Source organism: Streptomyces sp. 3N207 (assembly GCF_052246355.1).
Taxonomy (GTDB): Bacteria; Actinomycetota; Actinomycetes; order Streptomycetales; family Streptomycetaceae; genus Streptomyces.
This window is the reverse complement of record NZ_JBQQBV010000005.1, coordinates 110,095-134,906: the sequence shown is the minus strand read 5'-3', so window position 1 is coordinate 134,906 and position 24,812 is coordinate 110,095. Positions and strand designations below refer to the sequence as shown.

Sequence of the window (24,812 nt, the reverse complement as noted above, 5' to 3'; positions counted from 1 at the left end):
AGAGGGCAGAAGCGTCAAGATCATCTCACGTCGAGCGAAGCCTCTCCGCGGGCGCCGCCGTACGAACCGCTCGAGGCAGGCCGCAACCGGCCCCGGAACGCCCCAGCCGGCTCTACGTTGGACGAACGCCTCCAGGGCCTGCGGTACACCGCTCCGGCGCCCGCGCACTGCCGCGCCGTCCAGACATGCGGACGGCGCGGCAGTCGGTGCGACGATCGGACGGACGGATGCCGGTACCTGGCCGGGTCGGTGTCGGTGTCGGTGTCGGTCGGCGGGATCTGCTGTCAGCTGCCGCCGAGGTTGACGACGCCGCCCAGCACGGTGCCCAGGATCTTCTCCGTGGCCTTGAGGGCCATGTGTTCGCGCGGGGTCAGATCGTGGGGCTCGGGGGCGGAGGCGGCAGCAGCGGGGGCTGCGGCGAAGACAGTTGCCGCGAGCAGTGCTGCCAGTGCCAGTGCGGATCGACGGAACATGCGCGCTCCTTGGAGTGGTTGTCACGGACAGTGCGCGATACAGCGTCCGAGATGTGCCACCAGATGAGTGCACGGCTGGTCCGGTGCTGCTGCGAACGGACCAACCGGTGCCACTCCTGCGGATGCCGCCACTCCGTTCACTGTTCGACGCCGCCGAGGAGGCGCTCCGCGCGCTCCTCCACCAGCCGTACGGCACCGGGCTGGCGACCGGGCACCCGACGGCGGAGGAGGACCAGTTCCGGCGCCAGCTCGCGGGCCATGGCCTCGTCGTCGAGAGACTGCCACTGGTGGTGGGCCCGGTCGACGGCGCCTTCGACCTCAAGTGCGTTCTCCGCCTCGCCGAGTTCGAGGCGGCCTCGGGCCACACTCAGCCACAGTTCGCAGCTGCGGGCCGGGTCACCTGCGAGTCGGGCGAGGTCGGCGCGGACCTCCACCCAGTGCAGCGCACCTTCCGAGCCGTGGCCTTCGGTGCGCTCGGCGGCGTCCTGCCAGGCTGCCGCGAGGGACTCGGCCTCCTGGTGACGGCCTGCCCGCGCGGCGGCCATGATCGTCTCGTGCGGGTCCTCCGCGGGCTGCGCGCGCGGGGGTTGGGCGGCGGGGGGCGGGGCTTGGGCCGCCGAAGGCTGTGCTGCGGCTTGGGACTGGAGGGCAGCACCGTTCTCGACCGCGGTCGGCGGCGGGGCGGGCGACTGCTGGCCCGGCGTCGGGGCGGGCAGCGCGTGACCGGTCTCGCGCTGCCACTCCGCCGGCAGGTCCGGCCGGGGCTGGTGCTCCCAGCCGTTCTGCGCGACTGGCACCTCCACGGGCTGATAGCCGTTCGGCATGCCGGCTGCCGGCGCGGGAGCCTGGTCTCCCACCGGAGACTGGTTCCCCGCCGGAGCCGGGTTGGCCGGAGCCGGGTTGGCCGCCGGAGCCGGGAACGCGGCTGCGGTGGCCGAGGCCACGAACAGCGCTTGCTCGTTCTCCGTCGTACCGGAGACCGCCGCGGCTCGCTCGTGCAGTTCCGCGAAGGGCAGACGACCGCCCGCGCGCCACAGCCGAACGCACTCCTGGAGATACGCGGGTTCCATCGGCGCCTTGCCGGCCCGCCGCCGTCGCCACTTCGACTCGCGGCCCTGTCGCACGACCCGGCCGTAGACCCCTACGCCGGGGGCTTCCGGCAGGCCGCCCGCCTGGATCGCCTCCCAGGTGCCCGCCTCCGCCGCCACGTCGAGCAGCACCGTCGTCGTCCCGGGATGCCTTATGGCCAACTCCCCTATCAGCCACTGCCAGGGCAGACCGCTGTACCGCACCACTGCCGAGTGCTGGCCGGGCGCCCCCAGTCCGACGTGCAGCCCGCCCTTGCGCGGGTCCTTGCGCAGCTCCCCGACGATGACGACCAGCAGCTGCCCGGACACCCCGGCGACCAGGCGCACTCGCGCCAGCACCATCTGTGGGTCGACCGGGCCCACCAGTTCGACGACTCCCACCCCGCCTCTGCTGCCGACGGGTTCACCGCCCGCGCCGGCCAGTACTCCGCTCCAGGACACTCCGCCCAGACCCGCCACGACGACGCCGACATCCATCAGCCCCCCGCCGACGCCCGCCACCACCAGCACACCGTCGCCCGCGCCCTCGGAGCCCACACCCGGAACCGACACCAAAACCCCCCACACACCAAACCGATCAGAACACGGAACAGTTTTCAGCCCATGGCCCCGGCGGGCCGTCGCCACCGCCCGGGTCGGAGTCGGCCGGTGCCGGACCACATGGGGCCCGACGGTGGCGCACATGGCGGGCCTGGCAGCAGAGCCCTTGCTGGCAGCGACCTCCAACCCATCGACGGCGGACTCCAATTCAACACGACCGCGTCTCCGTCGGCGATCCGGCTGCCGCTGCTCGGGGAGCCGGAAGGGGACATCCGGGCGGATTCGGACGCGATGCCGGTTCGCCACCCTGACGGGTGAAATTCACGCGCCGCACCTCGACGGTTGCCACCATCGCCATCGCGGACGTGATTGCGGCGAGTGGCCAGATGCCGCATCGAAAGCGGTCCCGGCATCGCTCAAGACGGTCACCTTCGATCACAGGGGAAAGAAAATACGGCTCTTCCTCGCCTGGCAGTTCGACGTGCCGATGTCCTCCGTTCATGGCAGCTGCTCATGCAATTGCCGATGAATTTGCACGCGACAGGCACTCGTGGCGTGCGGCCCATCCGGAGCTGTAGCTTCCGGCAGGAGGGGGTCCGTAACGGAGGGAATGGGAGGGGAAGAGAACGTTGAGCGTTCGTATGCCCTTGCCGTGCGAACACCACTGCACTGCGAATTCGGCGCAGCCGGACACCGGACGGAAGCACAACAGCCCGGAACCCGAACGAGATGTACCAGTGGAGTTCGCTGCATTCTGTGCTCTTTACCAACACCGGTATCGGGAGTACGCACACAGCCGCCTGTCCGATGCACGACAGGCGGACACTGCCGTACGGCTGGCCTTCGCCGAACTGGCCGACCAATGGGACCAGGCGCTGCGGAGCCCGCACACCAACGCCTATGCCTGGCGGCTCCTCAACCGTCACATCCGCACCCACGCGGGCGCCGCGGAGGAGGAACGGGACGGGCAGGAGGACGTCGAGAGCCGGACAGGGCACCAGGACCGCTCGTTCCTGCCCGACCATGCGGACGAGGCCCGTATCCTCCACCAGGACTTGGGCATGCCGTTGCCGGAAGCCTCCGAAATGATGGGCCACACCAGTCCCCGCCCCCGCTGAGCAGCAGCGAACAGCCCCTGCTGCGACGCGCCCTCGTTGCTCCCGTGCGCTCCCGTATGCGGTACGGGGCGGGGCAGCCTCTCCGCGAGCCAGGAGGTGAGCGGATGCACGGCCCTGCCACGATCGGGTGGCTGCTGGTGGCGCTCTGTGCGGCGACGGGCGCCTCGTGCGTACTGCGGGCGCGGCACGCGGAACGCGGACAGCGGGCAGAGGCGCAGAGCGAGGCGGCGATGGGTTTCGGGATGGCGGCCATGGCCGTGCCGGCGCTGGGGGGCGGGGCACCAGTGCTGCACACGACAGCGGCATGGGCCTTCACCGCGGCCTTCGGTCTGCTGCTGGCGCGTGAGCTGTGGCTGGTGACGGGCGGAAGGCACCGGGTCGCCTGCCGGGCGTGGCATCTGCACCATGTACTGGGCAGCGCGGCGATGGTGTACGTGGCACTTTGTATGGCTCTCGGCGCCTCCTCCGGTACTGGCGCGCACCACCCCGGAGCCGGCGGCGTACCCATGGTGACGGGCGTGCTGTTGATGTACTTCGCGGTGTACGTGCTGTGGACGGGCACGCGCCTGATGCCCGTAGCAGCAGGGGCGGGCAGCATGGCCACGGCGGGCGCCGACGGCGGCCGGCGGCCCATGGCGCTGCCCGTGGTGCGGCAGGCCGGGGTCGCGGCCGGATGCCGAGTGGCCATGGGAGCGGGGATGTTCGCGATGCTGCTGACGGTGTGAGCAGGCTGTCGGAACGCGGCTGTGCAGTGAGCCGCATCACTTCTCCACTGTCGGGCATATCACTGTCTCGTAACAGCCTCTTAGGCTGAGCGTTATGACGGTCCCGCTCGCGCTGATGGTGCTCGCCCTGTTCGCCGCGGGTCTCGCACCGCGCGCACTGACCCGCTGCACGTGGCCCGACCGGGAGCCGGTGCTCGCCCTGTGGGTGTGGCAGTGCGTTGTCGGGGCTGTACTGCTGTGCTGTGTACTGGCTATGGCCCTCTCGGGTGCCGCCGCCTTCACCGTGGTGCGCAGTCACGTCTTTGCGGGGGCCCCGCATGGAGTGGCGGAGGCGTACACCTCCGGCGCGTACACCCCGTGGTCGGGGGCCCTGTGCGTGCTGCTGGCATGCGGGGGTGCCTGGACGGGCGCGATGTTGCTGCGGGAGATCAGGGACGCGCGGGCCACGCGCCGCAGGCGACGCGCGGAGCTGCGGGAGCGGGCACCCCAACTGCCGGGCGAGGACACCTCGTCGAGCGAACGGCTGCTCGTCCTGGAGGACGAGAAACCGGATGCCTGGTGGCTTCCGGGTGCCACCCCGCAGTTGGTCATCACCACGGGTGCGCTGCGGCGGCTCAAGGGACGGCAGCTGGACGCGGTGGTGGAGCATGAGCAAGGGCACGCGCGGGCGCGGCACGACTGGCTGCTGAACTGCTCCGCCGCACTGGCCACCGGCTTCTCCCGGGTACCGGTCTTCGCAGGCTTCCGCGATCAGGTGCACAGGCTGGTGGAGCTGGCCGCGGACGATGCCGCCTCCCGCCGTTACGGCAGGCTGACGATCGCGCTGGCGCTGGTGGAACTCAACGAGGGCCGGGGAATCTTCGGCCCCTGTCCGGCTCCGTTGGCGATGGTGCCGCAGCGGGTGCACCGGCTGCTCTCGCCCGCTCCGCGACTGCCGGTCAGCCGCAGACTGCGGATGACGGCGATGGCGTCTCTGGTGCCGGTGATCCCACTGCTCGTGGCAGTCGCTCCGGGTCTGTCCGCACTGCGCTGACGCGCTGCGCAGGCGGCCGGTGCGGGGCCGGCCGCGGAGGAACGTATCCATGAGCTGCCGGAAGGGCGTGCCCGTGAATTGTGCTGTCACGGACGGCAAAGGCGATGATCGGCACATGAGTAGTGCGACCCGTCCGAGTGCGCCCGGCGTGTGGCTGGCCGGAGTGGCCGCCGCACTGGGTGCCGCCGGCGTCCTGCTGACCGTTCTGGCACTGCTGCCGTGGCAGCCATTGGCCGCGCTCGACCGGGGCACCGCATCCGGGCTGCACACAGTCGCGCTGGAGCACCCCGCACTGACCCGGACCATGCGGATCCTCACCGACTGGGTGTGGGACCCGTGGACGTTCCGGCTGCTGCTGGCGGTGGTGTTCGTGCGGCTGATGTGGTGCCGGGAACGTCTGCCGGCGTACTGGGTCGCGGGGACGGCGCTGGTCGGCTCGGGGGTGCAGCAGGGCATGAAAGCTGCGCTCGGGAGGGAACGCCCGCGGTGGCGGCAGCCGGTGGACTCCGCGGAGTACGCCGCGATGCCGTCGGGGCACGCGATGACTGCCGCATTGGTGTGTGTGGTGCTGCTGTGGCTGTGGCGCGAACGGGGAGCGCCGCTGAGCGACGCGTGGTGGCGGCCGGCGGTCGCCGTCGCGGTGGTGTCCGTGATTGGCGTGGCATTCACCAGGGTGTGGCTCGGCGTGCACTGGCTGACGGACACGGTGGTCGGCGTGTTGCTGGGAACGGCGGTGGCTTTGGCGTCCGCCGCGGCGTGGGAGGCTCTGCGGCCCGGTGAGCGGCTGCCGGACCCCGCGGGCCGAAGAGGCTAGCGCAGGCCCCTCAGCGGGGCTTCAGGGCCCGTCTCGGAGGGCTCGGAGCCTACGGGCCCCGCCCCGCACGTTGTCGACCCCGGCCGGCGCCGGGCTTGTGGAAGTCGAGGATCCTGGCCGCCCCTCATGGTTCTGCCCCGGCCTCGGTACGTCCTCGATGCCCGCCGCCACATCCGCAGCAACGCACCCATGGGCCGGTGTTCGGACGTCGGCCGGAGAAAGTGAGGGCTGCGGGAGGGGTGTTGGGGAGGCGTGCGTCCTCTAGAGTCGGGCCTGCGGCTGCCGCTGTCGGGACGCTCGGCAACTCTCGTCGGAACCTGACCGGTCCACCTCGCCGAGCCACCTGGTCGACGCCGATACCGGGGCGATCCCCCGCGTCGCCCCGATATCGGCCGCTGTACCGGGCGTCGTGCTCCACGCTCGCAAGGGGACGCGAACACCCGAAGTCGTGCTGAGTATATTGGCTGCCAGCCAGTCAACGCAGGAGTCCAGCATGTCCCCCCGGAGCGCATCGGTCAATGAAGAGTTGCGCCGACGCTCGCGCGAGCGCCTCCTTCAGGCGACCGTCGAGCTGGTCGCCGAGCGCGGCTACGAGTCGACGACGCTGGGGGCGATCGCCGACCGGGCGGGGTCGGCACGCGGCCTGATCTCGTACTACTTCCCGGGAAAGCGGCAGCTGTTCCAGTCGGCGGTGCACCGGCTGATGCATCTCACGCTCGCCGAGGCGCTGGACCGCGGCCCACTGCCCGAAGGGCCGGACGGTGGGCAGGAGATGCTGGCGCGGGCCATCGACGCCGTACTGGGACTGGCGTGTGATCAGCCGGTGCTGATGCGCGCCCATATGGCGGGCATCCTGCAACAGGAGGGGTTCGTCCAGTGCGACGAGCAGCAGCGCCTTGCTTCCTTGCTGCGGGCCGCTGTGGTCCGGTACGGCTCCCCCGACCCGGACACCGACTACCCACTGCTGCGCGCCAATCTGATGGGCTCTGTCGTCGCGGTTCTGCTGCCCGGCGCGCCGATGCCACTGGAGCGGCTACGGGGCGAGCTGTTCGCCCGGTACGGCCTCAGGTGGGAGCAGGGAATACCGCCCGACCAGGCGGAGAAAGGCATGAGCCAGGCGTCGCCCGCGGCATGCGTCCGGCGCTTGCAGCGGCTGCGGCCGTGCGGCTGGGAGGTGAGCCCCGGACAGCGGGCGGCAAAGGATCAGCGGGAATGAGCTCTGTGATCAGCGGCGCGCGTGGCGCGGGCTCAGCAGGCCCGCATCACGGGCACTCGCGATGACGCGCAACGACTTGCGCCGGCTGTGCCCGGTGATGCGCATGACGGCCAGCACGGGATCCTGACCCCGTTCCCGGGCCGCGCTGTACGCCTCGGCTGCCGCACGCAGCGCCTCCCGGCCCCGTGGCGCACGCGGTCGCCTCCGGCCCCTGGCCCGCGCGGGGGACGACCCCATATGCGCTGCGGGAGCCGGCTGCGGTGGCGGGGCCGATGGCAGGGGCGGCGACTGGTACGGCGTCGGGGGCGAGGCCGGAGAGGGAGGCGGCGTTCCCGGAGCCGGCGCAGACGGCGGCGTTCCCGGAGCCGGCGGGGACGATGGGGTTCCCGGAGCCGGCGGGGGCGGGGGCGGGGGCGGCTCCGAAAGGGCCGGTGCCGCGTGTGGTGACGACACAGGCAGCTGCGCCGCAGGCAGTGCGCAGGCCCCCGTCGTTCGGGACGTGGGGTCGGTCTGCGGCGGCCGGATGGCCGATGGGCACGCCTTCGTCAGCGGCTCCCGGAGACACGGCGCGAGCCTGGCGAACTCCTGGAGGGGCAGGGGCGGATCGGCCCGCACCTCCTCCAGGCGGACCCGGCCGTCCACCACGGCGGCCACCACCTCCACCTGGGTACCGTCCGCGCGGCTGACACCGACGGCGAACCAGGGCGGCTGGGTCCCGGCGGCGTGCGGGCCGGGGCCTGCGCCGGTGCCGTACCCCCGTAGCTTCCACGCCGGGCATGGCGGCACCAGCGGGTCGCCGTCCGGCGGGCAGCCACCCCGTTCGTACGAGTGATCCGACGAGTAGCAAGAGCAAGAGGATCTCTCCGACACGTCGGCACCGTAGACCCGGCCGCCCGGCACCGGGCGGCGCGGCACGCTCGGCCGGACGGAGGGCAACCCTGACGACGGAGGCCACGGCAGCCCGAACGGCGCACCGGCTGCCGCCGTACGGGCGGCGGGGCACCCGCCCCGGCCGAGCATCCTGGCGGGCCCCTCAGAACATCCGCGCAGGCCAGGGGCGAGTGTCAGTGGCCGGGTGCAGACTGTTCCGTACCTCAGACAACGACGTCTCGAAGGCGGTGCCGCAATGGCGGATGTACTGCTCGCGGTAGGTACGAGAAAGGGCCTGTTCCTCGCCCGGCAGAAGGCCGGCCGACGGGGTTCGGGCGACTGGGAATTCACCGGCCCGCATTTCAATGCGCAGGCCGTCTACTCCTTCACCGTCGACCGGCGCGGCTCCGGGCCGCCCAGACTGCTGGCCGGGGGCGACAGCGCGCACTGGGGCCCGTCGGTCTTCCACTCCGACGACCTGGGCAAGACCTGGAAGGAGCCCGAACAGCCTCCGGTCAAGTATCCGAAGGACACCGGAACCTCCCTGGAGCGGGTGTGGCAGTTGCAGCCGGGAGGAGAGAGCGAGCCAGGGGTGGTGTACGCCGGGACGGAACCCGGGGGGCTGTTCCGCTCGACGGACGGCGGCGAGTCCTTCGAGCTCGTCCGCTCGCTGTGGGAGCATCCCACGCGCCAGGAGTGGGAGCCCGGCGGTGGCGGGCTGGGGCTCCACACGATCCTGATCGACCCACGGGACGCGCGGCGTATGACGGTCGCCGTCTCGACGGGCGGCGCCTACCGCACGGCGGACGGCGGTGAGAGCTGGGAGCCGTGCAACCGGGGCGTCTCCGCGGTCTTCCTGCCCGAGAGCATGCGCTACCCCGAGTACGGACAGTGTGTGCACAAGATCGCCCGGGACGCGGAGAACCCCGACCGGTTCTTTCTGCAGAACCACTGGGGAGTCTTCCGCAGCGACGACAACGCCACGAGCTGGCAGTCGATCGGCGACTCCCTCCCCTCGGACTTCGGTTTTCCCGTCGCCACCCACCCACGGCGCGGCGGCGTGGCCTACCTCTTCCCGCTCAACGCGGACGCGGACCGGGTCCCGGCGGAGCATCGCTGCCGCGTCTACCGCACCCAGGACGCCGGTGAGAGCTGGGAGGCGCTGGGCACGGGCCTGCCCGAGGCGGCGCATTACGGACCGGTGCTGCGGGACGCGCTGTGCACCGACGACGCCGACCCGGCAGGGGTCTACTTCGGCAACCGCAACGGAGAAGTCTTTGCCAGCGCGGACGAGGGCGAGAGCTGGCGGCAGTTGGCTTCACACCTGCCAGACGTGCTGTGCGTGCGGGCGGCGGTGATCGACTGAGCCGGTGACCGACCGACGCGGCGGAGGACGACGGTTTCCGGCGAGCGGGCCGGGCCGGGTCGCTGAGCCAGTAGAGTGACGGCTCGTGGCTGCACGACCGTTGAACGAAATTGTCGAACCAGGCTGGGCGAAGGCGCTGGAGCCGGTTGCCGAACGGATCGCCGCGATGGGCGACTTCCTCCGTGCGGAGGTCGCGGCGGGGAGAACCTACCTACCGTCGGGGGCGAATGTCCTACGGGCGTTTCAGCAGCCCTTCGACGAGGTGCGTGTCCTCATCGTCGGCCAGGACCCGTATCCGACGCCGGGGCACGCGGTGGGGCTGTCCTTCTCGGTGGCGCCGGAGGTCCGGCGTCTGCCGGGCAGTCTGGAGAACATCTTCCGGGAGATGAACAGCGATCTCGGGCTTCCCCGGCCCTCGTCCGGCGACCTGACGCCCTGGACGAAGCAGGGAGTACTGCTGCTCAACAGGGCGCTGACGACGGCGCCGCGCCAGCCCGCGGCACACCGCGGAAAGGGCTGGGAGGAGATCACCGAGCAGGCGATCCGTGCGCTGGTGGGTCGGGGGCGCCCGATGGTGTCGGTGCTGTGGGGCAGGGACGCCAGGAATCTACGCCCGCTGCTGGGAGAGCTGCCGGCGGTCGAGTCCGCACACCCCTCACCGATGTCGGCGGACCGGGGCTTCTTCGGCTCCCGTCCGTTCAGCCGGGTCAACGATCTGCTGACCCGGCAGGGAACCGACCCCGTGGACTGGCGCCTGCCGTGAGCCCGGCTGCGGGGGGAGCCGTCGACGGCACGGGCAGCTCCCCGTACGTCGCGGGCGGGTGGCTGCTCGGCGTCGACTCGGGCGGATCCGGGCTGCGGGTCGCCCTGGCGCGGCAACGCACGAGCGCGGGCGCGGGCGCTGAGCGTACGGGGGGCGCGGGGGCGTCCGGGGGCCCGAGCGGGGCTCCGGAGGTCGTCGGTGCCCTCACCTGCCCGGAGCCGGTGCGTACCGGTGCTGCGGGCATCGACGCGGCGCACATGGCGGAGCAGTTGGTGCCCGCGGTGCGCTCGCTGCTGGCGGACGCCGGGGCCGGTTCGGACGACAGCGGGGCTGCGCACATCGCCGCTGCCTGTGTGGGCGCCGCCGGAATGGCGACCCTCGGTGCGGAGCTGCGGGCCGAGCTGCCGGGCATGCTGGCGGAGGCGTTCGGGGTGCGACGGCTGGCACTGGCGGCGGATGCGGTGACGGCGTACGCAGGTGCACTCGGCGAACGGCCCGGCGCCGTGGTGGCTGCCGGAACTGGCGTGATCGCCATGGGCACAGACCTGCGGTCCTGGCGGCGCGCCGACGGCTGGGGACATCTGCTGGGCGACTGCGGCAGCGGCGCCTGGATCGGCCGCGCAGGGCTGGAGGCCGCGCTGCGCGCCTTCGACGGCCGTACGGGCGGCTCGGACGCGTTGCGGGCCCAGGCTGAGGCACTGTTCGGTGCGCCGCTCAGCACGTTGCCGGGGCAGCTGTATCCGCGTACGGACCGGGCCGCCGTCCTGGCCTCGTTCGCCCCGGAGGTGGCACGGTCCGCGGCGGAGGACCCGGTCGCGGCGGGGATCATGCGGGAGGCAGCGCGGGAGATCGCCGCGAGCGCTGTCGCGGTGTGCCCGCGCGGAGCTGTTCCCGTGCGCCCGGGCGAAGGTGACGCGTCCCGTGCCGGGGAGGGCTCGGCAGGTTCCGCGGAAGCAGCCGAGGGAGCCGATGGGGAGGCAAGGGTCGCCTTCACCGGAGGGCTGGTCAAGCTCGGTGAGGCGCTGCTCGGACCGCTGCGCGCGGAGTTGGCGGAGCAGCGTCCTGGAACCCGGGTCGTCGAAGCGGCCGGCGGGCCCTTGGACGGCGCGCTGCTGATCGCCGCGCGGCTGGCGGTCGGGGGGCTCGCACTGCCTTCGGACCCGGCGCTGCTGTCGGTCGCGTAGGAGACCGGTAGCGTGCCCTTCCCGGGCGCGCACGGCACCGCTGCGCCGGGCGACCGGAGCCCGCCACTACTCCTCCTGGATGAATCGGGACATAAGCCCATCGGTCTCCCCCGGCCGAACAGTCAAGCCGATGAAGGCATTAGCATGCGGGCGCATGAGCTCCCCCACAGGACCGGACAATGGCCTGCCCGTACGAATGCCACGTCCCCGCCAGCCCGGACGGCACCGCCGACCGGAGCCCGTCGTCGCCCCCGAGGGCGCGCCGGCACTGGTTCTGGCTGTCCCCGGCACACCCTCCAGCGCCACGCGCAGCCTCGCTGAGGAAACGCTGAGTATCGCGCGTTCGGAGCTGCCCGGTCTCGACGCGCGCGTCGGATTCACCGAGGGCGACGGCGAGGAGTTCCCGACCATCCGCTCCGCTCTCAGTCAGGCGGTGACCGACCGCGCGACCCGCCGCCGGTACGCGCGCGAGGCGGCCGCCATGGCGGAGGCGGAGGAGGCCGCGGCGCAGGAGGGCGAGACCGCAGTGGCCGCGCCCGCGCGTGAGGAGGCCGACGACGGCCTGCCCGCCGTGGTGGTACCGCTGCTGGCGGGCCCGGACGCCGCGCAGCTGCGGCGGATCCGCCAGGAGGTCCTCAACAGCGGTTCCGGTGCCGAGCTGACCGACGTGCTGGGGCCGCACCCGCTGCTCGCCGAGGCCGTACATGTGCGGCTCTCCGAGGCGGGCCTGGCGCGTGCCGACCGGGCGCGGCTGTTCACGGTGGCGACGGCAGCCGACGGGATCATCCTGGCGACCGTGGGCGGCGAGGAGGCCGTGCAGGCGGCCGGGATCACCGGCATGCTGCTGGCGGCCCGGCTGGCGGTACCGGTTCTCGCCACGGCGCTCGACGACGAGGGCGCCGTCCAGCACACTGCCGAGCAGCTGCGCAACTCCGGCTCGCAGCAGCTGGCCATCGCCCCGTGCCTGATCGGCCCGGAGATCGCCGAGGGGCTGCTGGAGGCGGCGGCCGAGGAAGCGAGCTGCTCGACGGCCGAGCCGCTGGGTGCCTACCCCGCGCTGGGCAAGCTGGTGGCCTCCACATACGCAGCCAAGGCCGGCATCGCCCAGCCGCAGGCCCGGCAGGGCGCACCGGTGCGCTGAGCGCCCACACCACGCGGGTCGTTGTCGGCGTGCAGAAGCCGATACGGGCCGGGGAGTGCGCTCTCCGGCCCGTATCGGCGATGCTCATGCCGTCACCACCGTGGCGACTCGGCGCGGCTCTCTCCCCCCGCTCGTCCGCTCTCCTGCTTCACTGCTCACCCTGCTCCCCGCTCACCGACTGCCTGCCCGAAGACGACGCATGAGGCGGCCGGAGCGGTGAGGGATCCGGCCAGGAGCGGGGTTCCGGTGACAGGGTCGACCTCGAACCAGGTGACGTCGCCCGAGCGCTCGTTGGCGGCGTAGAGCAGGCGACCCGTCGGGTGTACGGCCAGGTCGCGAGGCCAGTGGCCGCCGCAGGGCACGGTGGCTACGTATTCCGGAAGAGCTGCCGAGGTCAGGTCGAGGACGGTCACACTGTCGTCGCCCCGGTTGGCGGCCCAGGAGAAGCGGCCGTCGGGCGAGAGGGCGAGCGCGGAGGGGTAGTTGGGGGCTGCTGCGCGCTCGGGTGGCAGGAGACGCGTCTCGCCGAGTGGTTCCAGCTCGCCCTTGTCGGCGTTCCAACGGCAGGTCGTCACGGTGGAGTCGAGCTCGTTGACGACGTACGCACGCCGGAGCGTGGCCTGCTGCCCGGGTAGTCCCGGCGCGAACGCCAGGTGGCGGGGGCCGGTTCCGGCGCGCAGCGGGATCTCGCGGTGGAGCCGCAGACCGGCTTCCTTTCCCCGCAGGTCGTAGATCCACACCGAATCGGTTCCCAGATCGGTGGAGAGCAGCCACTGTCCGGACGGGTCCGGGACGACGGAGTGCGCGTGCGGCTCCTGCTGCCGCTCCGCCACCGGTCCCCGGCCGCGATGCTGGTGGGTGAGTGCACGAGTGCCCGGACTGCCGTCGGCGCGCAGCGGGAGTGCGGTGACGCTGCCCGAGGTGTAGTTCGCGGTGTAGAGGGCGCGCCCGGTCACGGCGAGGTGCGTGGGTCCGGCACCGGCCACGGGCACGGTGCCGCCGAGCAGGCCGGGGCCGTGGACAGTGTCGTCGAAGGACGCTCCCGGCTCGTCGACAGGTGCGGTGCCGGGCGGAGAGCCGTCGAGGGAGAAGGCCGCCGCTCCGCCCTGGTCGGTCTCGCTGACGGCGTAGAGGACGTCCCCTCCGGGCGCCAGGGCCAGGAACGAGGGGTCGGTGACGGCGCCTTCCGTATGGTGCAGCGCGGTGAGCGCGCCGGTGCGGTGGTCGAGGGCTGCCGTGGTGATCCCGCGGCCTCCCGCCGAGGTGAACGACCCGATGTACGCCCGTAGTCGGCTCTCCGCACCGTCAGCCATCGTGCCGCCCCCTTCGCTGCCGTGTCCGGGTGCATGACGGTAACAGGCAACGGTCCTTTGGTCTGGACCATAGCCCTACGGCCTGGTGACCGCCCCAGCCTGCTAGGCAGTCGTCCTCGGAGGTGTGTGCAGCGGCGCGGCGAGCTGGTGGAGGGCGTTTTCCAGCGCATGCAGGTGCGCCAGGGCACGGTCACCCGGCGTCGGCGGCTCGACGGCGGCAGCGGCAGCCGGAGCGAGGGCACTCGGCGCTGTGCCGTCCGGGGCCGGCGCGGGGGCCGCCAGGCGGCGTACGGCGTCCTCCACACGCTCACAGGCTGCCGTGAGCCGCGCGTCGTGCGAGGCGGCCGGATCTGCGGCGGCCTCCGCCAGGCCGCGGACCTGGCGGGCGCAGTCGTCCAGGAGGGCCAGCACCTGCCGGGCCCTCGCCTTGCGGGCACGCATGGGGCTGAGCGGGTGCACGAGCGGCGCGACCGACAGGCGTACGCGCCCCAGCAGCAGCTCCAGCTCGGCGATGCGGGCCTCTGGTCCGTCGCCGCTCTCCCCCGCCAGACGGCGCGCCGCGTCGAGGGCGCACTCGTGGACGCAGTGCACCGCCCGCCGTATCCACACCTCTGTCGCGGCGTGCGTGGTGACGGGCAGCACCACAGCGACGGCGAGCACCGCGCCCACAGCGCCCACGGCGGTCTCTTCGAGACGCAGCCCGAGCAGGCCCGGGTGGAGCACACCCAGCAGGCCGTAGAGCATGCCGACCATGAGGGTCACGAAGAACATCATCCACGAGTACGACAGCGGCGCCGTGTAGAAGATCCCGAAAACGCAGCAGGCCACGACGGCGAGGGTGGGAGCCACAGCACCGTCCGCAGGCACGGCGACGAGCAGCCCGGCGGCGAGCCCGGTGACGGTGCCGAGGACCCGGCGGAAGCCGCGGACGAGCGTCTCACCGCGGGAGGCGGTGTTCACGAAGATCCACCAGGCGGCGCCGACCGCCCAGTACCAGCGGTCCAGGGAGAGCGCCTGCCCGGCGGCCAGCGCGAACCCGCAGGCGAACAGCGCCTGGAACGCCTGCCGCGTGGTGGGACGGCTCAGCCCTCGGCCGCCCACCGGCACGATCGCGGGCTGCGGGCCGGTGCCACGTTCGACGGGCCACAGGACGAAACGGGTGAGCGCGGCGGCGACGAGGGCGAGCAGGCCCGCGGCCAGGGTCTCCGGAAGCCGCTCGGGGCCGGTGTGCAGGAACTGCGCAGCGAAGAACTCCATGAATGCGAAGATCCCGAGCGCGTTGCCGCGCGACCCCCAGCGCCGGGCATAGACCCCGGCGAAGACCACAGCGAGGAACGTGGCATCCCTGGCGAGCGGCAGCTCGTGCAGGAGCGCGGCCAGTGCGAGGACGGGGAAACCGGCGACCGGCAGCAGTGCCGTGGTGACGGCCTGCCCGCGCACGGTGGTGTCCGCGACGGTGAACAGCGCGAGGAGCGCTACCAGGCCGCCTGCGACGACGGCCTGCAGCGGGAGTCCGCTGAGCGCGCAGCCGGCGACTGCCAGTCCGATGCCGACGACGGCGCGCGACGAAACACGCACCCTGAGGGAGCGCTCTGGACCGAGTGTCGCGACGGTGCGACGGAGGAGATGTGCTGGGGTTCGTCCCCCGGGCTTCCGAAGCGACTTCTCCAAAACCCCTCCAATCCGGGCTTACCTGGCCGACCACGTGTCCACATGCTGGTACGAAGAGGAAAGCACCCCTTCCCACCTGCGGCCAAATCGCACGCGTTTGGCATGCTGGGGCGCATGATCGGTTCTCCTGCCGGCCCCGCGGTCGTCTTCGACCTGGACGGCACCCTCGTCGACAGCGAGCCGCACTACTACGAGGCGGGCAGGCGCCTGCTCGCCGCGCACGGCGTCCCCGGCTTCACCTGGGAAGACCACTCGCGGTTCGTCGGGATCGGCACCCGGGGGACCCTTGAGACGCTCCGCCGCGAACACGGGCTCACGGCGTCCGTGGACCAGCTGCTGGCGGAGAAGAACCGTCTGTATCTGGAGCTAGCGCGCTCGGGGACCGAGGTATTCCCCGAGATGCGGAAGCTCGTGGAGCGCCTCCACGCGGCCGGACATCCCCTCGCCGTCGCCTCCGGGTCGTCGCGCGCCGCCATCGACGCCGTACTGGGAGCCACCAGCCTGGATGCACTGCTGCCGCTCCGGGTGTCGGCGGAGGAGGTGGCACGCGGCAAGCCCGAGCCAGACGTCTTCCTGGAGTCGGCCCGCAGGCTCGACGTCTCCCCCGCCGACTGCGTCGTCATCGAGGACGCCCCGCCCGGCGCGGAGGCGGCCCACCGCGCCGGGATGTGGTGCGTGGCCGTTCCGTACGTGCCCGCCCATGCGACGGATCCGGCCGTCGCCGCCGCCGATCTGCTGTTCCCGGGCGGCCAGCGCGAGTTCGACGCGCAGAAGGTCCACGACTGGATCGCCGGCCGGCCGACAGGTCGCTGATCCGCCGTTGATGCGTCGGTGATCGACCGCTGATCGTTCGCTGATCGACTGCTGAGCTGTCCTGACCGACCGGTCTCCGACGACGATCTCCGACGATGCAGGAACCGTCCGGTGTCCGACGGCGGGAGCGCTCGAAAGACTCCCGCCGCACAGCGTGGTGCACCCTCCGGCGTGGTCCGGAGGGTGCTGATGGATCAGCTGTCCGTGGACCGGACAGTGCTCATGATCTTCTTGATCTCGGCGGCCTTCAGCGCCTTCGGAACTCCTTGGTCCGCGTAGATCACCCAGCCGTGCATGGTGCCGTCGGGGAGCTTCTGCGCGATGCTGTGCACCACTGCCTTCGCCGGGACGCATGAGCTGGGCCGGTGGGTGACCGTGACCTGGGCGGTCGCGGTGTAGCCGTTGATACCGCCCTGCTTCCACGGCTGGGCCTTGCTGACCTTGATCTTGGGCTTGTGGTCCTCGCCGCCGTACGCGGCGAAGCCCCAGTTGCCCGCCCAGTTACGAGCGTTCTCCTGGAGGGTGCCGTCCTTGCCGCCGCCTGTGGTGCCGACGGTGGCGAGCTGTCCCTTGCCCGCCTCGCCGAATGCCTTGGGGTTGGGGCTCGACGCGCAGCCGCCTTCACGGTAGTTGCCCGTTCCGGTCATGACGACGATCGGCTTGCCCTCCTTGTCCGTGTAGGAGAGCGCCGTGCTCTCGGTGAGGAGCTTCCACTTCTTCGCCTTGGCGGGCACGTCATAGCGGAAGTGGTGCTTCTGCGAGGTCTGTGTCTGCCATCCCGCGACCAACGGCTTCTTGCCCGAGGGGCTCTTCGGGGCGGAGGGCGGCGACGACTTCGCCGAGGGCGTCTTCTTCTCCGAGGGCGTCTTCTTCTCCGAGGGCGTCTTCGACCCCGCGGCGTCGGAGCCCTTCTTCTTGGACTTGCCGACGTCTTCGTTGCACCCGCTCAGGGCAACGGCGAGGCCGATACCGGCGGCCACTATCAGGGTCTTCTTCGTTCGGCGGGACGGCATCGGGGCGGACTGCCGGTGCTGGGCTGTGTGCTGGAGTGCCTTTGACTGAGACATGATCGGTACCCTAAGTGAACTGCACTTCCGCACATTCACCAGGTGGGTGTCCTCTACGAGACGTATACCGGCTCGTGACACATCACTCAGAGCTGTTACGCGCGGCAGGCGATACCGGCCCATCGCCGGAGCGGACGCGAAGCACCATCGGGCCCCCTTTCTCCCGGTCAGTGCTCCAGCCCGGCCCCCAGCAGACGGCCCACAGGCCGGCGCACGAGGAACAGGACCAGGCCGATTGCGACGCCGCATACAGCAGTGAGGGTGAAGTAGGAAGCGTTGTCGATCGCGGCGAACAGCTGGCCGAGCAGGCCCGCCAGGGACGAGCCCAGGGCAAGCGTGAGGAAGTTCAGGCCGACCATCTGCGAACGGAATTTCTCGGGGCCGATCTTCGTGGCCAGGGACAGCCCGATCGGGCCGACGAAGACCTCGGAGGAACCGGCCGCCATCATGAACAGAAGAATGAGGATCAGCGGGATATCGGCGTCTCCGGTCGCCTCGGAGATGATGAGCAGGAACAGATAGGCGCAGCCGATCTGGGTCAGTCCGATGGCGACCTTGGCCACCGTTCCGGGCTGTCGCTCCCCCAGGGTTTTCCACATTCTCGCGACGAGCGGGGTGATGAGAACGGCCGCCAGCGGGCTGACGGTTGTGATCCAGGCGACCGGGAATGTCCAGCCGCCGATCTTCAGATCGATGCGTTCGGTGATGAGGATCGAGATCGCGGTGAACTTCTGGAACAGGAAGCCGAAATACACCCCGGAGGCCAGGAAGAGAGGAAGGTAGCCGAGGATGCGTCGGCGCTCGTCCCGGCCGACTGCCGACGACGTGGTCATGGTGAGGAAATAGGCGGCTGCGGCCACCAGCGAGGCGACGGTCACCACGGTGGACAGGTTCTGCGCACGGAGCAGGCCGGTCGCGACGGCGGCACCGACGGCGGCGAGGAAGACGAGGGCCGCCAGCACGGCGAGCGGACGACGGTTGGCGGGCAGGGGGTTGTTCACGATCCGGGCGCGCTCGGGGAGCCTCTTCATGGAGGCGATGTACTGGACGAGCGCCGCTGCCATGCCGATCGCGGCGAGCCCGAACCCGTAGTGGAAGCCGAGTTCGTTCTGAGCGAGACCGGTGGTGAGCGGGCCGACCACCGCACCGATGTTGATCGCCATGTAGAAGTAGGAGAAGCCCGCGTCCCGGTAGCGTTCGTTCTGGTCCAGGATGAAGCCGACGATCGAGGTGATGTTCGTCTTCAGCGCGCCGGTGCCCAGGACGATGCAGACGAGCCCGACGCCCAGCCCGGCAAAGCCGGGGACGAAGGCGAGAACCACGTGTCCGGCGGTGATGACGACAGCGCCGTACAGCACCATTTTCTGCGGGCTGACGAGCCGATCACCCAGCCATGCGCCAAGGATCTGGGACAGATAGACAGCGCCGCCGTAGGCGCCGACAATGCCTGACGCGAAGGCCGGGTCCAGGTGGAGACCGCCGTCCGCAAGTGCGTAGAGCAGGTAGAACGAGAGAATTCCCTGCAGACCGTAGAAGGAATAGCGCTCCCACAGTTCGGTGAAGGCCATGCTCAGCAGGCCGCGCCGGAAGGGCTGACCGGATGCCTCGGCCGGTGTCTCGCGGGTCTCGGGGTCGACTGCCGTGGTGGTCTGGTGCGGTGTGTTTCTCATTCGCTGAGTCCTGCCAGTCGTGAACCGAAACGGGCGATGAGCGAGGTGTTCTGGGAGTGCCGGCTCTCCTCCCACCGGTCGGCGACGCCGAAGAGCCGGTACATGGCGTGGACTCCGAGCCAGCGCAGCGGTTCGGGTTCCCAGCGTCCGGAGTCGTGGTCGTTCCACGGCAGCCGGGTCAGCGCGGTGTCGCGTCCGGCTGCCCTGTCGAGGAGGGTCCGCGCGGCCAGGTGGGTCGCGGTCACGCCGTGTCCGGCGAAACCGCGCGCGACGCCGATCCCGGTGGCGGGGTCGAAGGTGATTCCGGCGCACCAGTCGCGGGTCACGCCGATGGCACCTCGCCAGGCGTGTTCGACGGTGAACTGCAGGCCGGGGAAGAACAGTCGGATCCGTTCGCTCAGGGTGCGCACGGTGCGGGCGTCCACCCGGCCCTGGCCGGGGGTTCGGGAGTTGAAGGCGTAGGGCGTGCCGCGGCCGCCGATGGCGATGCGGTCGTCGGCGGTGCGCTGTGCGTAGACGAAGGTGTGCGCGGCATCGCCGAGGCATTCCCGGCCCTGCCAGCCGATCCGTTCCCAGATCTGTTCGGGCAGCTGATTGGTGACGATCATCGAGGAGTTCACGGGGATGATCTCGCGCTTGCCGAGACCGCGCGCTTCGCTGTCGACCGCTCCGGAGTACGCCTCCAGGCAGGTCAGGACGGTCGCGGCAGATACGGTTCCGCGCGTGGTGGTCACGGCACCGGGCGCGATGCGTGTGACGCGCGTGTTTTCGAGGATGCGTACGCCCTTGGCCTCCACGGCCTCCGCGAGCCCGTGTGTGAGCTTGGCGGGGTCGACGCATGCGGTGGTGCGGGTCAGCAGGCCGCCCAGCGCCGGGGCGATGGCCACCCGTTTCTTGACGGCGTCGGCGTCGAGGAGTTCGAGGTCCTCCGGGCGGTATCCGGCTGCGAGGTCCGCCGCGTGGGTCAGCTCCAGGCGTTTCAGCGCGGCCGGTGTGGTGGCCACGCGCAGGTGCCCGCCCCGGTGCTGATCCGCCTGGATCCCCTCCTCCTGAAGTATGCGGAGCGTGTCGTCGATGGCGCCGTCCATCTCACGCTGGAAAGAGGTGACGGCGGCGGCACCGTCCTTCCCCCGCTTGCGCGCGGCCTTGGCGTACACGGCCCGGTTGCCCGGAACGAGAGCTGAGAGCCAGCCGCCGTTGCGTCCGGAGGCGCCGTAGCCGACCTCCTTCGCCTCCAGAACGGTGATCTTCGCTCCGGGGCGTTCCACGGCGGCGTGATAGGCGGTCCACAGTCCGGTCAGACCGCCGCCGACGATGACGAGGTCCTGCATCGCCTCGGGCAGGCCGCCGGACCGGCGGTCCGAGGAGCCGGTCCGGCCGTTCGCGGCGCGGGAGGCCCTCATCCAGTGCGAGATTTCGCCGTTTCGGTAGGCGCTCATGGCTGTCTCCAACGGTGGACGGGCGGTGATCCGGCAGTGCGGACTCAGTAGGTGGGGGGTGCTATCGCCCACAGGACCCGGGCCTCTTGCGTCCCGGTGGTCTCGGCGACGCGGTGGGGGTCGCTGCTGAGGTAGTGGATCGAATCCAGCGCGGAGAGCCTGTGGTGCTGCTCGCCGACCCACACCTCCACCTCACCGGAGAGCACCAGGAGCAGCTCCTCGGAGCTGCCATGGGTGTACGGCTCCACACCGGTGGAACCGCCCGGAGCGAAATGGCCGAGGAGCACCTCCAGGTGATCGAAGGCCCCGGGAGTGAGTTTGATCTTCGTTGCGCCCTCACCGAACGACATGCCATGGGCGTCACGGAACCGCAGAACCGGACTGGCCACGGCTCCGCCCTGATCGAAGAGGTCACCGACGTTGAGCTTGAGGACCTCGCACAACCGCTGAAGCGTGCGCACGCTCGCGTTCACCTGATCGCGCTCGACCTGGGAGAGGTATCCCTCGGTGAGACCGGTCTGGTGGGCCAGGTCCTTGAGTGTCAGATGAAGGGCCCGTCTGCGCCGGCGCAGCCGGGCACCGACGCCGGAACGGGAGTCGGGCTGGTCATTCGGCATGGGCGAGAACCTAACAGTGGTTTGTCCTCACCACAATGAAATCTGCTCTCATCTAAGTTTTCTTTGATGAGGGCGCAGGTTCGCCGAAACGGGTGGCGATGGTCCGGAGCTGTCGAACCGGTGGAGCGAGCGCTCGACGAGGTTGCGGACGGCGAGTCCGGTCCCTACTCCGCTGCTCCCCTGCCGCCTCGGCGGGCGGGGTCAGCCGAAGAACGACAACCTGACCCGGCGTCTCGCGTTGTCGACGTTCGTATCCGCCAAACTCCGTCAGGGCGACCCAGGTCAACCAGCTTCCGACATGCACCAGTCGGGGCTGTGGCCATCCCCTCTGGGGATGGCCACAGCAACCCCATCACCGTCCTGCGCGTGTGCTTGTCGACCCGGTCGGTCCAGAGAAGTACCAAACTCTTCACCTCGGAACAACAACCTGCGGACGTACGTGACCACGGCCTCGCTGTGGAAGCCCAAGAAGTCGTCCCCGTAGGCCCCCTGCGCGTTGCGTGCTTCATGCGATCGTCCAGGGCCGAGCCCAGACTGACGGGTGCCAGCGGTCCACAGCAGGTGCCATTAGGCGAAGGGCTTGCCACAAGCCGCCGCCCTCGCCGAGGGCCGCAGCGCGGCTCATCTCAGCTCTGTTGCGGCATCTGCGTGCGGAGCGGGCGACGTAGGGGGCCGGCATCTTCCGGTGCTTGGGCGAGCGCACGATCTCCTGGCTGTACGGCTTCCGTCGCCCACGAATCCGCTGGGAACGACGCGACGACGTCCACGAAGCCTTCCTCGGCCTCGCAAACTGCCTCAGCATCCATCGCCACGTCCAAGACCCGGAGGACAACGAGTTCTGCGTACTTCGCACCCTGACACCGCAGAACTGACCAAGGATCAAGAGGCATCTTTCGCCCGAGGCCGCGGTCCTGTGCTCTCTCGGCATGCGACGGCGCGGGGGTGTGTCAGTCCCCTGAAGTAGCCTTCCCGCCACCACGCACCACCTGGAAGGACCTAGAGAGTTGACTGACCTGGCCGCGTTCCCACTGCCCTTCGCCGCTTTCCACTCGATGTCGATGGCGCCGCCCAGAACCCGGCGGGAACTGGAGATGATCCAGTGCAGCGCCCACATACGGTCGAAGCCGGACTGGTTCGCCAAGATGAAGGACTCCGAAATCGTCGCCAGGTGGAGGCAGGAAGCGGCCGACCAGGGCATGACCGAGGCGCAGATTCGTTATGTGCTCGCCGAACTGGCGCACTACGCCGAGCTGCGGGACGGGCGTACGGGCATCGAGGTGTCCGCCGTCGACGGCGTGTGGCAGTCGGACGCGCTGGTCGACGACGAGCTCAGGTCCCGGCTGCGTGAGGCGGTTCGGGTCCTGGAAGAGGTCCCCGAAGCGGAGCAGGACTGGCATCCGGGATCCGACGGCCAGGTACTGGATCTGGTTCACCCCTCGCTGTTCTGCAACGTACGTGAGGTGAGCGGCGGACCCGAGCGGGCATGGAAGAGCCCGGCGAGGAACGACTGGACGAAGTACCAATTCTCGGAGAAGTTCCAGTGGCTGCCCACGGACGTCAAGGTCGGTGACGACGGCAACGTTTCCTTCCTCTCCTACGTCAACAACGTCCACCCCGTGGAGCACCGCGAACTCGCCGACGTACTACCGGATTTGTTCGGCCGCATGCTCCCGCTCTTTGAGAACGTACTCACTGATCTGCGCCACCCGCGGCCCCTGCGGATCGAGGCGGATCCGTACTCCTGGTACGACGACAGCGAGCCGGTCGCGCCCGACAACGACGACGCAGACGCGTACGCCACCTATGAGGAAGCCATGGACGACTGGTGGGCCAACCGCCGCCCGGTCGTCCCGGACGCCCCGGAGTTCAGCGCTCCTACGGCACCCGACGACACCGCTCGGGTCGACCTGCGCGGCCGGCGCCTCCAGGTCATAGCGAAGCTCGCCACCATTCAACTCACCCCGGGCAAGCCCGAATACGCCGGCGGCTCCTGGCATGTCGAGGGGATGATGAACGAGCGGATCGTCTCGACCGCCATCTACTACTGGGACAGCGAGAACATCACCGAAAGCCGGCTGAGCTTCCGGGCCGCGATCGACGACCCGTCATACGAGCAGAACGATGACACCGGCATGAGTGACGTCTACGGCCTGGACGACGAGGACCCGCTGAACCAGGTCCTTGGTTCGGCATCGACGCCGGCGGGCCGCTGCCTGGCGTTCCCGAACATCCTGCAACACCGCGTCGGCCCGTTCCGCCTCGCCGACCCCACCCGGCCGGGACACCGCAAAATCCTTGCGTTCTTCCTGGTCGACCCGTCGAAGCAGATCGTCTCGACCTCCGACATACCGCCGCAGCAGCCATGGTCCGACACCTCGACCATGACACTGGAGCAGGCCAAGGGCTACCGCGAGCAGCTCATGCATGAACGCAAGTTCTTCGTCGACGAACAGAACGAGCAGCTCTTCGAGCGAGAGTTCTCCCTCTGCGAGCACTGAGCCACGCCCCACTGCTCACACCGCACGCCTTACTCGGCAACGCAGCTGGGGTCCGTGCAGCGCATCCGCACGGGCCCCAGCACTTGGAGGTTCTAACAAGGGCTTGGACGTGGCGATGGGTGATCGGGCAGGGTCGAGGCAGAGGAAGACTTGGTGGATGTCGTCGCGGCGTTCCCAGACGCGTCAGTTCACGGTGGGCTGCGTCTACTGCCTATTCACCGTCGCTTGGTGTGCGGCGCCTGAAGGTCGGGCGCCGCAGCCGGCGTAGGGCGGTCATGCGTGGGTGCTTTGGTAGGGCTCAAGGATCGTGGAGACGATGCCAGGCCCGCCGGGCACGCGGCGCGGCCTTCGAGAGGCCGCAGTTCGGCCGCAGCTCTGCGGAGCCAATCGCTACAGGGGCCGCCGTGGCAGTGTCGGCGGCGGTGACTTCGACTTGAGCGAGGCCGACCGCCTCAGCAGGCGTGGGTGCGGAGAACTTCGGGGTCCATGCCCCTGTGGCGTCGGCCGTCTCCTTGCGTGCAGTGTCCTCGATGACACGGACCGCACGCCTGGCACCATCCAAGTCCTCTCGGTCATCTGCATGATCTTTGGAGAGGGCGAACCGCCACTCACGTCGTACAGGGAGACCAACTGCGGACCGACTCGGCTCCGTGTAGGGCCATTCCAAGCGAGCTGACGCGCTACCCGAGGAAGCTCAACCGAACCCGACGGTCGGGGTTGTCCCGATTGGTGTCCACCAGGCAGACCGACTGCCAGGTGCCCAGCGCCAGTTCTCCGCCGACGACGGGCAGCGTGGCGTGCGGGGGTACGAGGGCGGGGAGGACGTGGTCGCGGCCGTGGCCGGGGCTGCCGTGCTTGTGCCGCCAGCGGTCGTCCGCGGGGAGGAGGTCGCGGAGAGCGGACAGCAGGTCGTCATCGCTACCGGCGCCGGTCTCCAGGAGTGCCACGCCCATGGTGGCGTGCGGCGCGAAGACGTTCAGCAGCCCGTCCCGGCCCTCAGCGACGTCCCGTAGGAAAGACTCGCAGTCACCGGTCAGGTCATGGACCGTCTCCTGTGAGCCGGTCCTGACGTCGATCTCCAGTGTCGTGAAGCGCTCAGCCATGGGTCGATCTTCTCAAAGAAGGTCCCCGAAGCGGCCGATGCCGAGCGCGGCCAAGGGGCTGAGGGTTTCGGGAAGTGGGCCCAAGAAGTACGGGGGGAACCTCCCGGGCCCAGGGGGTGACTATCGATCACCCATGGAAGTGATGGCCGAACAGTCTCTCGAGCAGTGCCCAGAGGGCGCGTGCCCCCAGCGCGACCGCGAGCCGGCTGCCGACCCCGTCTCCCCTCCCCTTGTGCTGTCGGGAGGTTTGTGACGCTTCTACCACTTCGCACCTCATCTCCGGGGCCGCG

Annotated in this window: 22 protein-coding genes; 12 read left to right on the top strand and 10 right to left on the bottom strand. The window is 70.4% G+C overall.

Features of this window, described 5'->3' with window-relative positions; translation table 11 throughout:
• Positions 1–284 precede the first annotated feature (284 nt).
• Positions 285–473 carry a hypothetical protein gene (locus ACTWP9_RS10160; protein ID WP_443245710.1) on the bottom strand — a complete coding sequence of 63 codons (189 nt, stop codon included), beginning with the start codon at positions 471–473 and terminating at the stop codon, positions 285–287.
• Positions 474–610: 137 nt separating this feature from the next.
• Positions 611–2,113, bottom strand: a complete 1,503-nt coding sequence (locus ACTWP9_RS10155) for a hypothetical protein (protein ID WP_443245709.1) — start codon at positions 2,111–2,113, stop codon at positions 611–613.
• Between the two features lie 725 nt (positions 2,114–2,838).
• Between ACTWP9_RS10155 and ACTWP9_RS10150 the strand changes: the two genes are divergently transcribed.
• The 5 genes from ACTWP9_RS10150 to ACTWP9_RS10130 all read left to right on the top strand — a co-directional run bounded on the left by ACTWP9_RS10150 (position 2,839) and on the right by ACTWP9_RS10130 (position 7,007).
• The gene (locus ACTWP9_RS10150) at positions 2,839–3,219 is read left to right on the top strand and encodes a hypothetical protein (protein WP_443245708.1); all 381 of its coding nucleotides are present in this window, start codon (positions 2,839–2,841) and stop codon (positions 3,217–3,219) included.
• 104 nt (positions 3,220–3,323) lie between these two features.
• Positions 3,324–3,944: a DUF5134 domain-containing protein gene (locus tag ACTWP9_RS10145; RefSeq protein WP_443245707.1), complete on the top strand. Its 621-nt coding sequence runs from the start codon at positions 3,324–3,326 to the stop codon at positions 3,942–3,944.
• 94 nt (positions 3,945–4,038) lie between these two features.
• Positions 4,039–4,977, top strand: coding sequence for a M56 family metallopeptidase (locus tag ACTWP9_RS10140; protein WP_443245706.1), 939 nt, complete (start codon positions 4,039–4,041; stop codon positions 4,975–4,977).
• Positions 4,978–5,092: 115 nt separating this feature from the next.
• Positions 5,093–5,791 carry a phosphatase PAP2 family protein gene (locus ACTWP9_RS10135; RefSeq protein WP_443245705.1) on the top strand — a complete coding sequence of 233 codons (699 nt, stop codon included), beginning with the start codon at positions 5,093–5,095 and terminating at the stop codon, positions 5,789–5,791.
• A 493-nt stretch (positions 5,792–6,284) separates the two neighbouring features.
• Entirely contained in the window at positions 6,285–7,007 is a 723-nt protein-coding gene (locus ACTWP9_RS10130; RefSeq protein WP_443245704.1) for a TetR/AcrR family transcriptional regulator, read from the top strand.
• Positions 7,008–7,016: 9 nt separating this feature from the next.
• On the opposite strand, the gene ACTWP9_RS10125 is transcribed toward ACTWP9_RS10130, so the two are convergent.
• Positions 7,017–8,027, bottom strand: a complete 1,011-nt coding sequence (locus ACTWP9_RS10125; RefSeq protein WP_443245703.1) for a DUF6214 family protein — start codon at positions 8,025–8,027, stop codon at positions 7,017–7,019.
• A 106-nt stretch (positions 8,028–8,133) separates the two neighbouring features.
• Between ACTWP9_RS10125 and ACTWP9_RS10120 the strand changes: the two genes are divergently transcribed.
• From ACTWP9_RS10120 to ACTWP9_RS10105, 4 genes are all read left to right on the top strand, one after another.
• Positions 8,134–9,243 (top strand): WD40/YVTN/BNR-like repeat-containing protein, encoded by a 1,110-nt coding sequence (locus ACTWP9_RS10120; RefSeq protein ID WP_443245702.1) that lies wholly within the window; start codon positions 8,134–8,136, stop codon positions 9,241–9,243.
• An 85-nt stretch (positions 9,244–9,328) separates the two neighbouring features.
• Positions 9,329–10,006 (top strand): uracil-DNA glycosylase, encoded by a 678-nt coding sequence (locus ACTWP9_RS10115; RefSeq protein WP_443245701.1) that lies wholly within the window; start codon positions 9,329–9,331, stop codon positions 10,004–10,006.
• Positions 10,003–11,190, top strand: a complete 1,188-nt coding sequence (locus ACTWP9_RS10110) for an N-acetylglucosamine kinase (RefSeq protein WP_443245700.1) — start codon at positions 10,003–10,005, stop codon at positions 11,188–11,190. The genes ACTWP9_RS10115 and ACTWP9_RS10110 overlap by 4 nt, the downstream gene beginning before the upstream one ends.
• Before the next feature lie 154 nt (positions 11,191–11,344).
• The gene (locus tag ACTWP9_RS10105) at positions 11,345–12,331 is read left to right on the top strand and encodes a hypothetical protein (RefSeq protein ID WP_443245699.1); all 987 of its coding nucleotides are present in this window, start codon (positions 11,345–11,347) and stop codon (positions 12,329–12,331) included.
• A 155-nt stretch (positions 12,332–12,486) separates the two neighbouring features.
• Here the strand turns inward: ACTWP9_RS10105 and ACTWP9_RS10100 are convergent, their stop codons facing one another.
• On the bottom strand, positions 12,487–13,644 hold the full coding sequence (locus tag ACTWP9_RS10100; protein WP_443245698.1) for a lactonase family protein: 1,158 nt from the start codon (positions 13,642–13,644) through the stop codon (positions 12,487–12,489).
• Positions 13,645–13,746: 102 nt separating this feature from the next.
• Positions 13,747–15,315, bottom strand: coding sequence for an FUSC family protein (locus tag ACTWP9_RS10095; RefSeq protein WP_443245697.1), 1,569 nt, complete (start codon positions 15,313–15,315; stop codon positions 13,747–13,749).
• 114 nt (positions 15,316–15,429) lie between these two features.
• Here ACTWP9_RS10095 and ACTWP9_RS10090 point away from each other — a divergent pair, with 114 nt between their 5' ends.
• The gene (locus ACTWP9_RS10090) at positions 15,430–16,128 is read left to right on the top strand and encodes an HAD family hydrolase (RefSeq protein ID WP_443245696.1); all 699 of its coding nucleotides are present in this window, start codon (positions 15,430–15,432) and stop codon (positions 16,126–16,128) included.
• 194 nt (positions 16,129–16,322) lie between these two features.
• Here the strand turns inward: ACTWP9_RS10090 and ACTWP9_RS10085 are convergent, their stop codons facing one another.
• From ACTWP9_RS10085 to ACTWP9_RS10070, 4 genes are all read right to left on the bottom strand, one after another.
• Positions 16,323–17,195, bottom strand: coding sequence for a hypothetical protein (locus ACTWP9_RS10085; protein WP_443245695.1), 873 nt, complete (start codon positions 17,193–17,195; stop codon positions 16,323–16,325).
• Between the two features lie 167 nt (positions 17,196–17,362).
• On the bottom strand, positions 17,363–18,865 hold the full coding sequence (locus ACTWP9_RS10080) for a peptide MFS transporter (protein WP_443245694.1): 1,503 nt from the start codon (positions 18,863–18,865) through the stop codon (positions 17,363–17,365).
• Positions 18,862–20,304 (bottom strand): NAD(P)/FAD-dependent oxidoreductase, encoded by a 1,443-nt coding sequence (locus ACTWP9_RS10075; RefSeq protein WP_443245693.1) that lies wholly within the window; start codon positions 20,302–20,304, stop codon positions 18,862–18,864. Before ACTWP9_RS10075 ends, ACTWP9_RS10080 begins: the two co-directional genes overlap by 4 nt.
• Before the next feature lie 44 nt (positions 20,305–20,348).
• Complete coding sequence (locus ACTWP9_RS10070) at positions 20,349–20,921, bottom strand: helix-turn-helix domain-containing protein (protein ID WP_443245692.1); 573 nt, start codon at positions 20,919–20,921, stop codon at positions 20,349–20,351.
• A 689-nt stretch (positions 20,922–21,610) separates the two neighbouring features.
• On the opposite strand from ACTWP9_RS10070, the gene ACTWP9_RS10065 reads away from it, so the two are divergent.
• Together ACTWP9_RS10065 and ACTWP9_RS10060 are read left to right on the top strand one after the other, a co-directional pair.
• Positions 21,611–21,793, top strand: coding sequence for a hypothetical protein (locus tag ACTWP9_RS10065; protein ID WP_443245691.1), 183 nt, complete (start codon positions 21,611–21,613; stop codon positions 21,791–21,793).
• Positions 21,794–21,925: 132 nt separating this feature from the next.
• A complete protein-coding gene (locus ACTWP9_RS10060) occupies positions 21,926–23,419 on the top strand; it encodes a DUF4246 domain-containing protein (protein WP_443245690.1) in 1,494 nt (497 codons plus the stop codon).
• Between the two features lie 680 nt (positions 23,420–24,099).
• On the opposite strand, the gene ACTWP9_RS10055 is transcribed toward ACTWP9_RS10060, so the two are convergent.
• Positions 24,100–24,522 (bottom strand): YjbQ family protein, encoded by a 423-nt coding sequence (locus ACTWP9_RS10055; RefSeq protein WP_443245689.1) that lies wholly within the window; start codon positions 24,520–24,522, stop codon positions 24,100–24,102.
• Positions 24,523–24,812: the final 290 nt, after the last annotated feature.

What these genes read in the sequence shown, in the direction of transcription:
- ACTWP9_RS10160 (WP_443245710.1), bottom strand. Translation starts at nt 473, where the DNA reads ATGTTCCGTCGATCCGCACTGGCACTGGCAGCACTGCTCGCGGCAACT.
- ACTWP9_RS10145 (WP_443245707.1), top strand. Translation starts at nt 3,324, where the DNA reads ATGCACGGCCCTGCCACGATCGGGTGGCTGCTGGTGGCGCTCTGTGCG.
- ACTWP9_RS10140 (WP_443245706.1), top strand. Translation starts at nt 4,039, where the DNA reads ATGACGGTCCCGCTCGCGCTGATGGTGCTCGCCCTGTTCGCCGCGGGT.
- ACTWP9_RS10135 (WP_443245705.1), top strand. Translation starts at nt 5,093, where the DNA reads ATGAGTAGTGCGACCCGTCCGAGTGCGCCCGGCGTGTGGCTGGCCGGA.
- ACTWP9_RS10130 (WP_443245704.1), top strand. Translation starts at nt 6,285, where the DNA reads ATGTCCCCCCGGAGCGCATCGGTCAATGAAGAGTTGCGCCGACGCTCG.
- ACTWP9_RS10125 (WP_443245703.1), bottom strand. Translation starts at nt 8,027, where the DNA reads ATGCTCGGCCGGGGCGGGTGCCCCGCCGCCCGTACGGCGGCAGCCGGT.
- ACTWP9_RS10120 (WP_443245702.1), top strand. Translation starts at nt 8,134, where the DNA reads ATGGCGGATGTACTGCTCGCGGTAGGTACGAGAAAGGGCCTGTTCCTC.
- ACTWP9_RS10105 (WP_443245699.1), top strand. Translation starts at nt 11,345, where the DNA reads ATGAGCTCCCCCACAGGACCGGACAATGGCCTGCCCGTACGAATGCCA.
- ACTWP9_RS10100 (WP_443245698.1), bottom strand. Translation starts at nt 13,644, where the DNA reads ATGGCTGACGGTGCGGAGAGCCGACTACGGGCGTACATCGGGTCGTTC.
- ACTWP9_RS10090 (WP_443245696.1), top strand. Translation starts at nt 15,430, where the DNA reads ATGATCGGTTCTCCTGCCGGCCCCGCGGTCGTCTTCGACCTGGACGGC.
- ACTWP9_RS10085 (WP_443245695.1), bottom strand. Translation starts at nt 17,195, where the DNA reads ATGTCTCAGTCAAAGGCACTCCAGCACACAGCCCAGCACCGGCAGTCC.
- ACTWP9_RS10080 (WP_443245694.1), bottom strand. Translation starts at nt 18,865, where the DNA reads ATGAGAAACACACCGCACCAGACCACCACGGCAGTCGACCCCGAGACC.
- ACTWP9_RS10075 (WP_443245693.1), bottom strand. Translation starts at nt 20,304, where the DNA reads ATGAGCGCCTACCGAAACGGCGAAATCTCGCACTGGATGAGGGCCTCC.
- ACTWP9_RS10070 (WP_443245692.1), bottom strand. Translation starts at nt 20,921, where the DNA reads ATGCCGAATGACCAGCCCGACTCCCGTTCCGGCGTCGGTGCCCGGCTG.
- ACTWP9_RS10055 (WP_443245689.1), bottom strand. Translation starts at nt 24,522, where the DNA reads ATGGCTGAGCGCTTCACGACACTGGAGATCGACGTCAGGACCGGCTCA.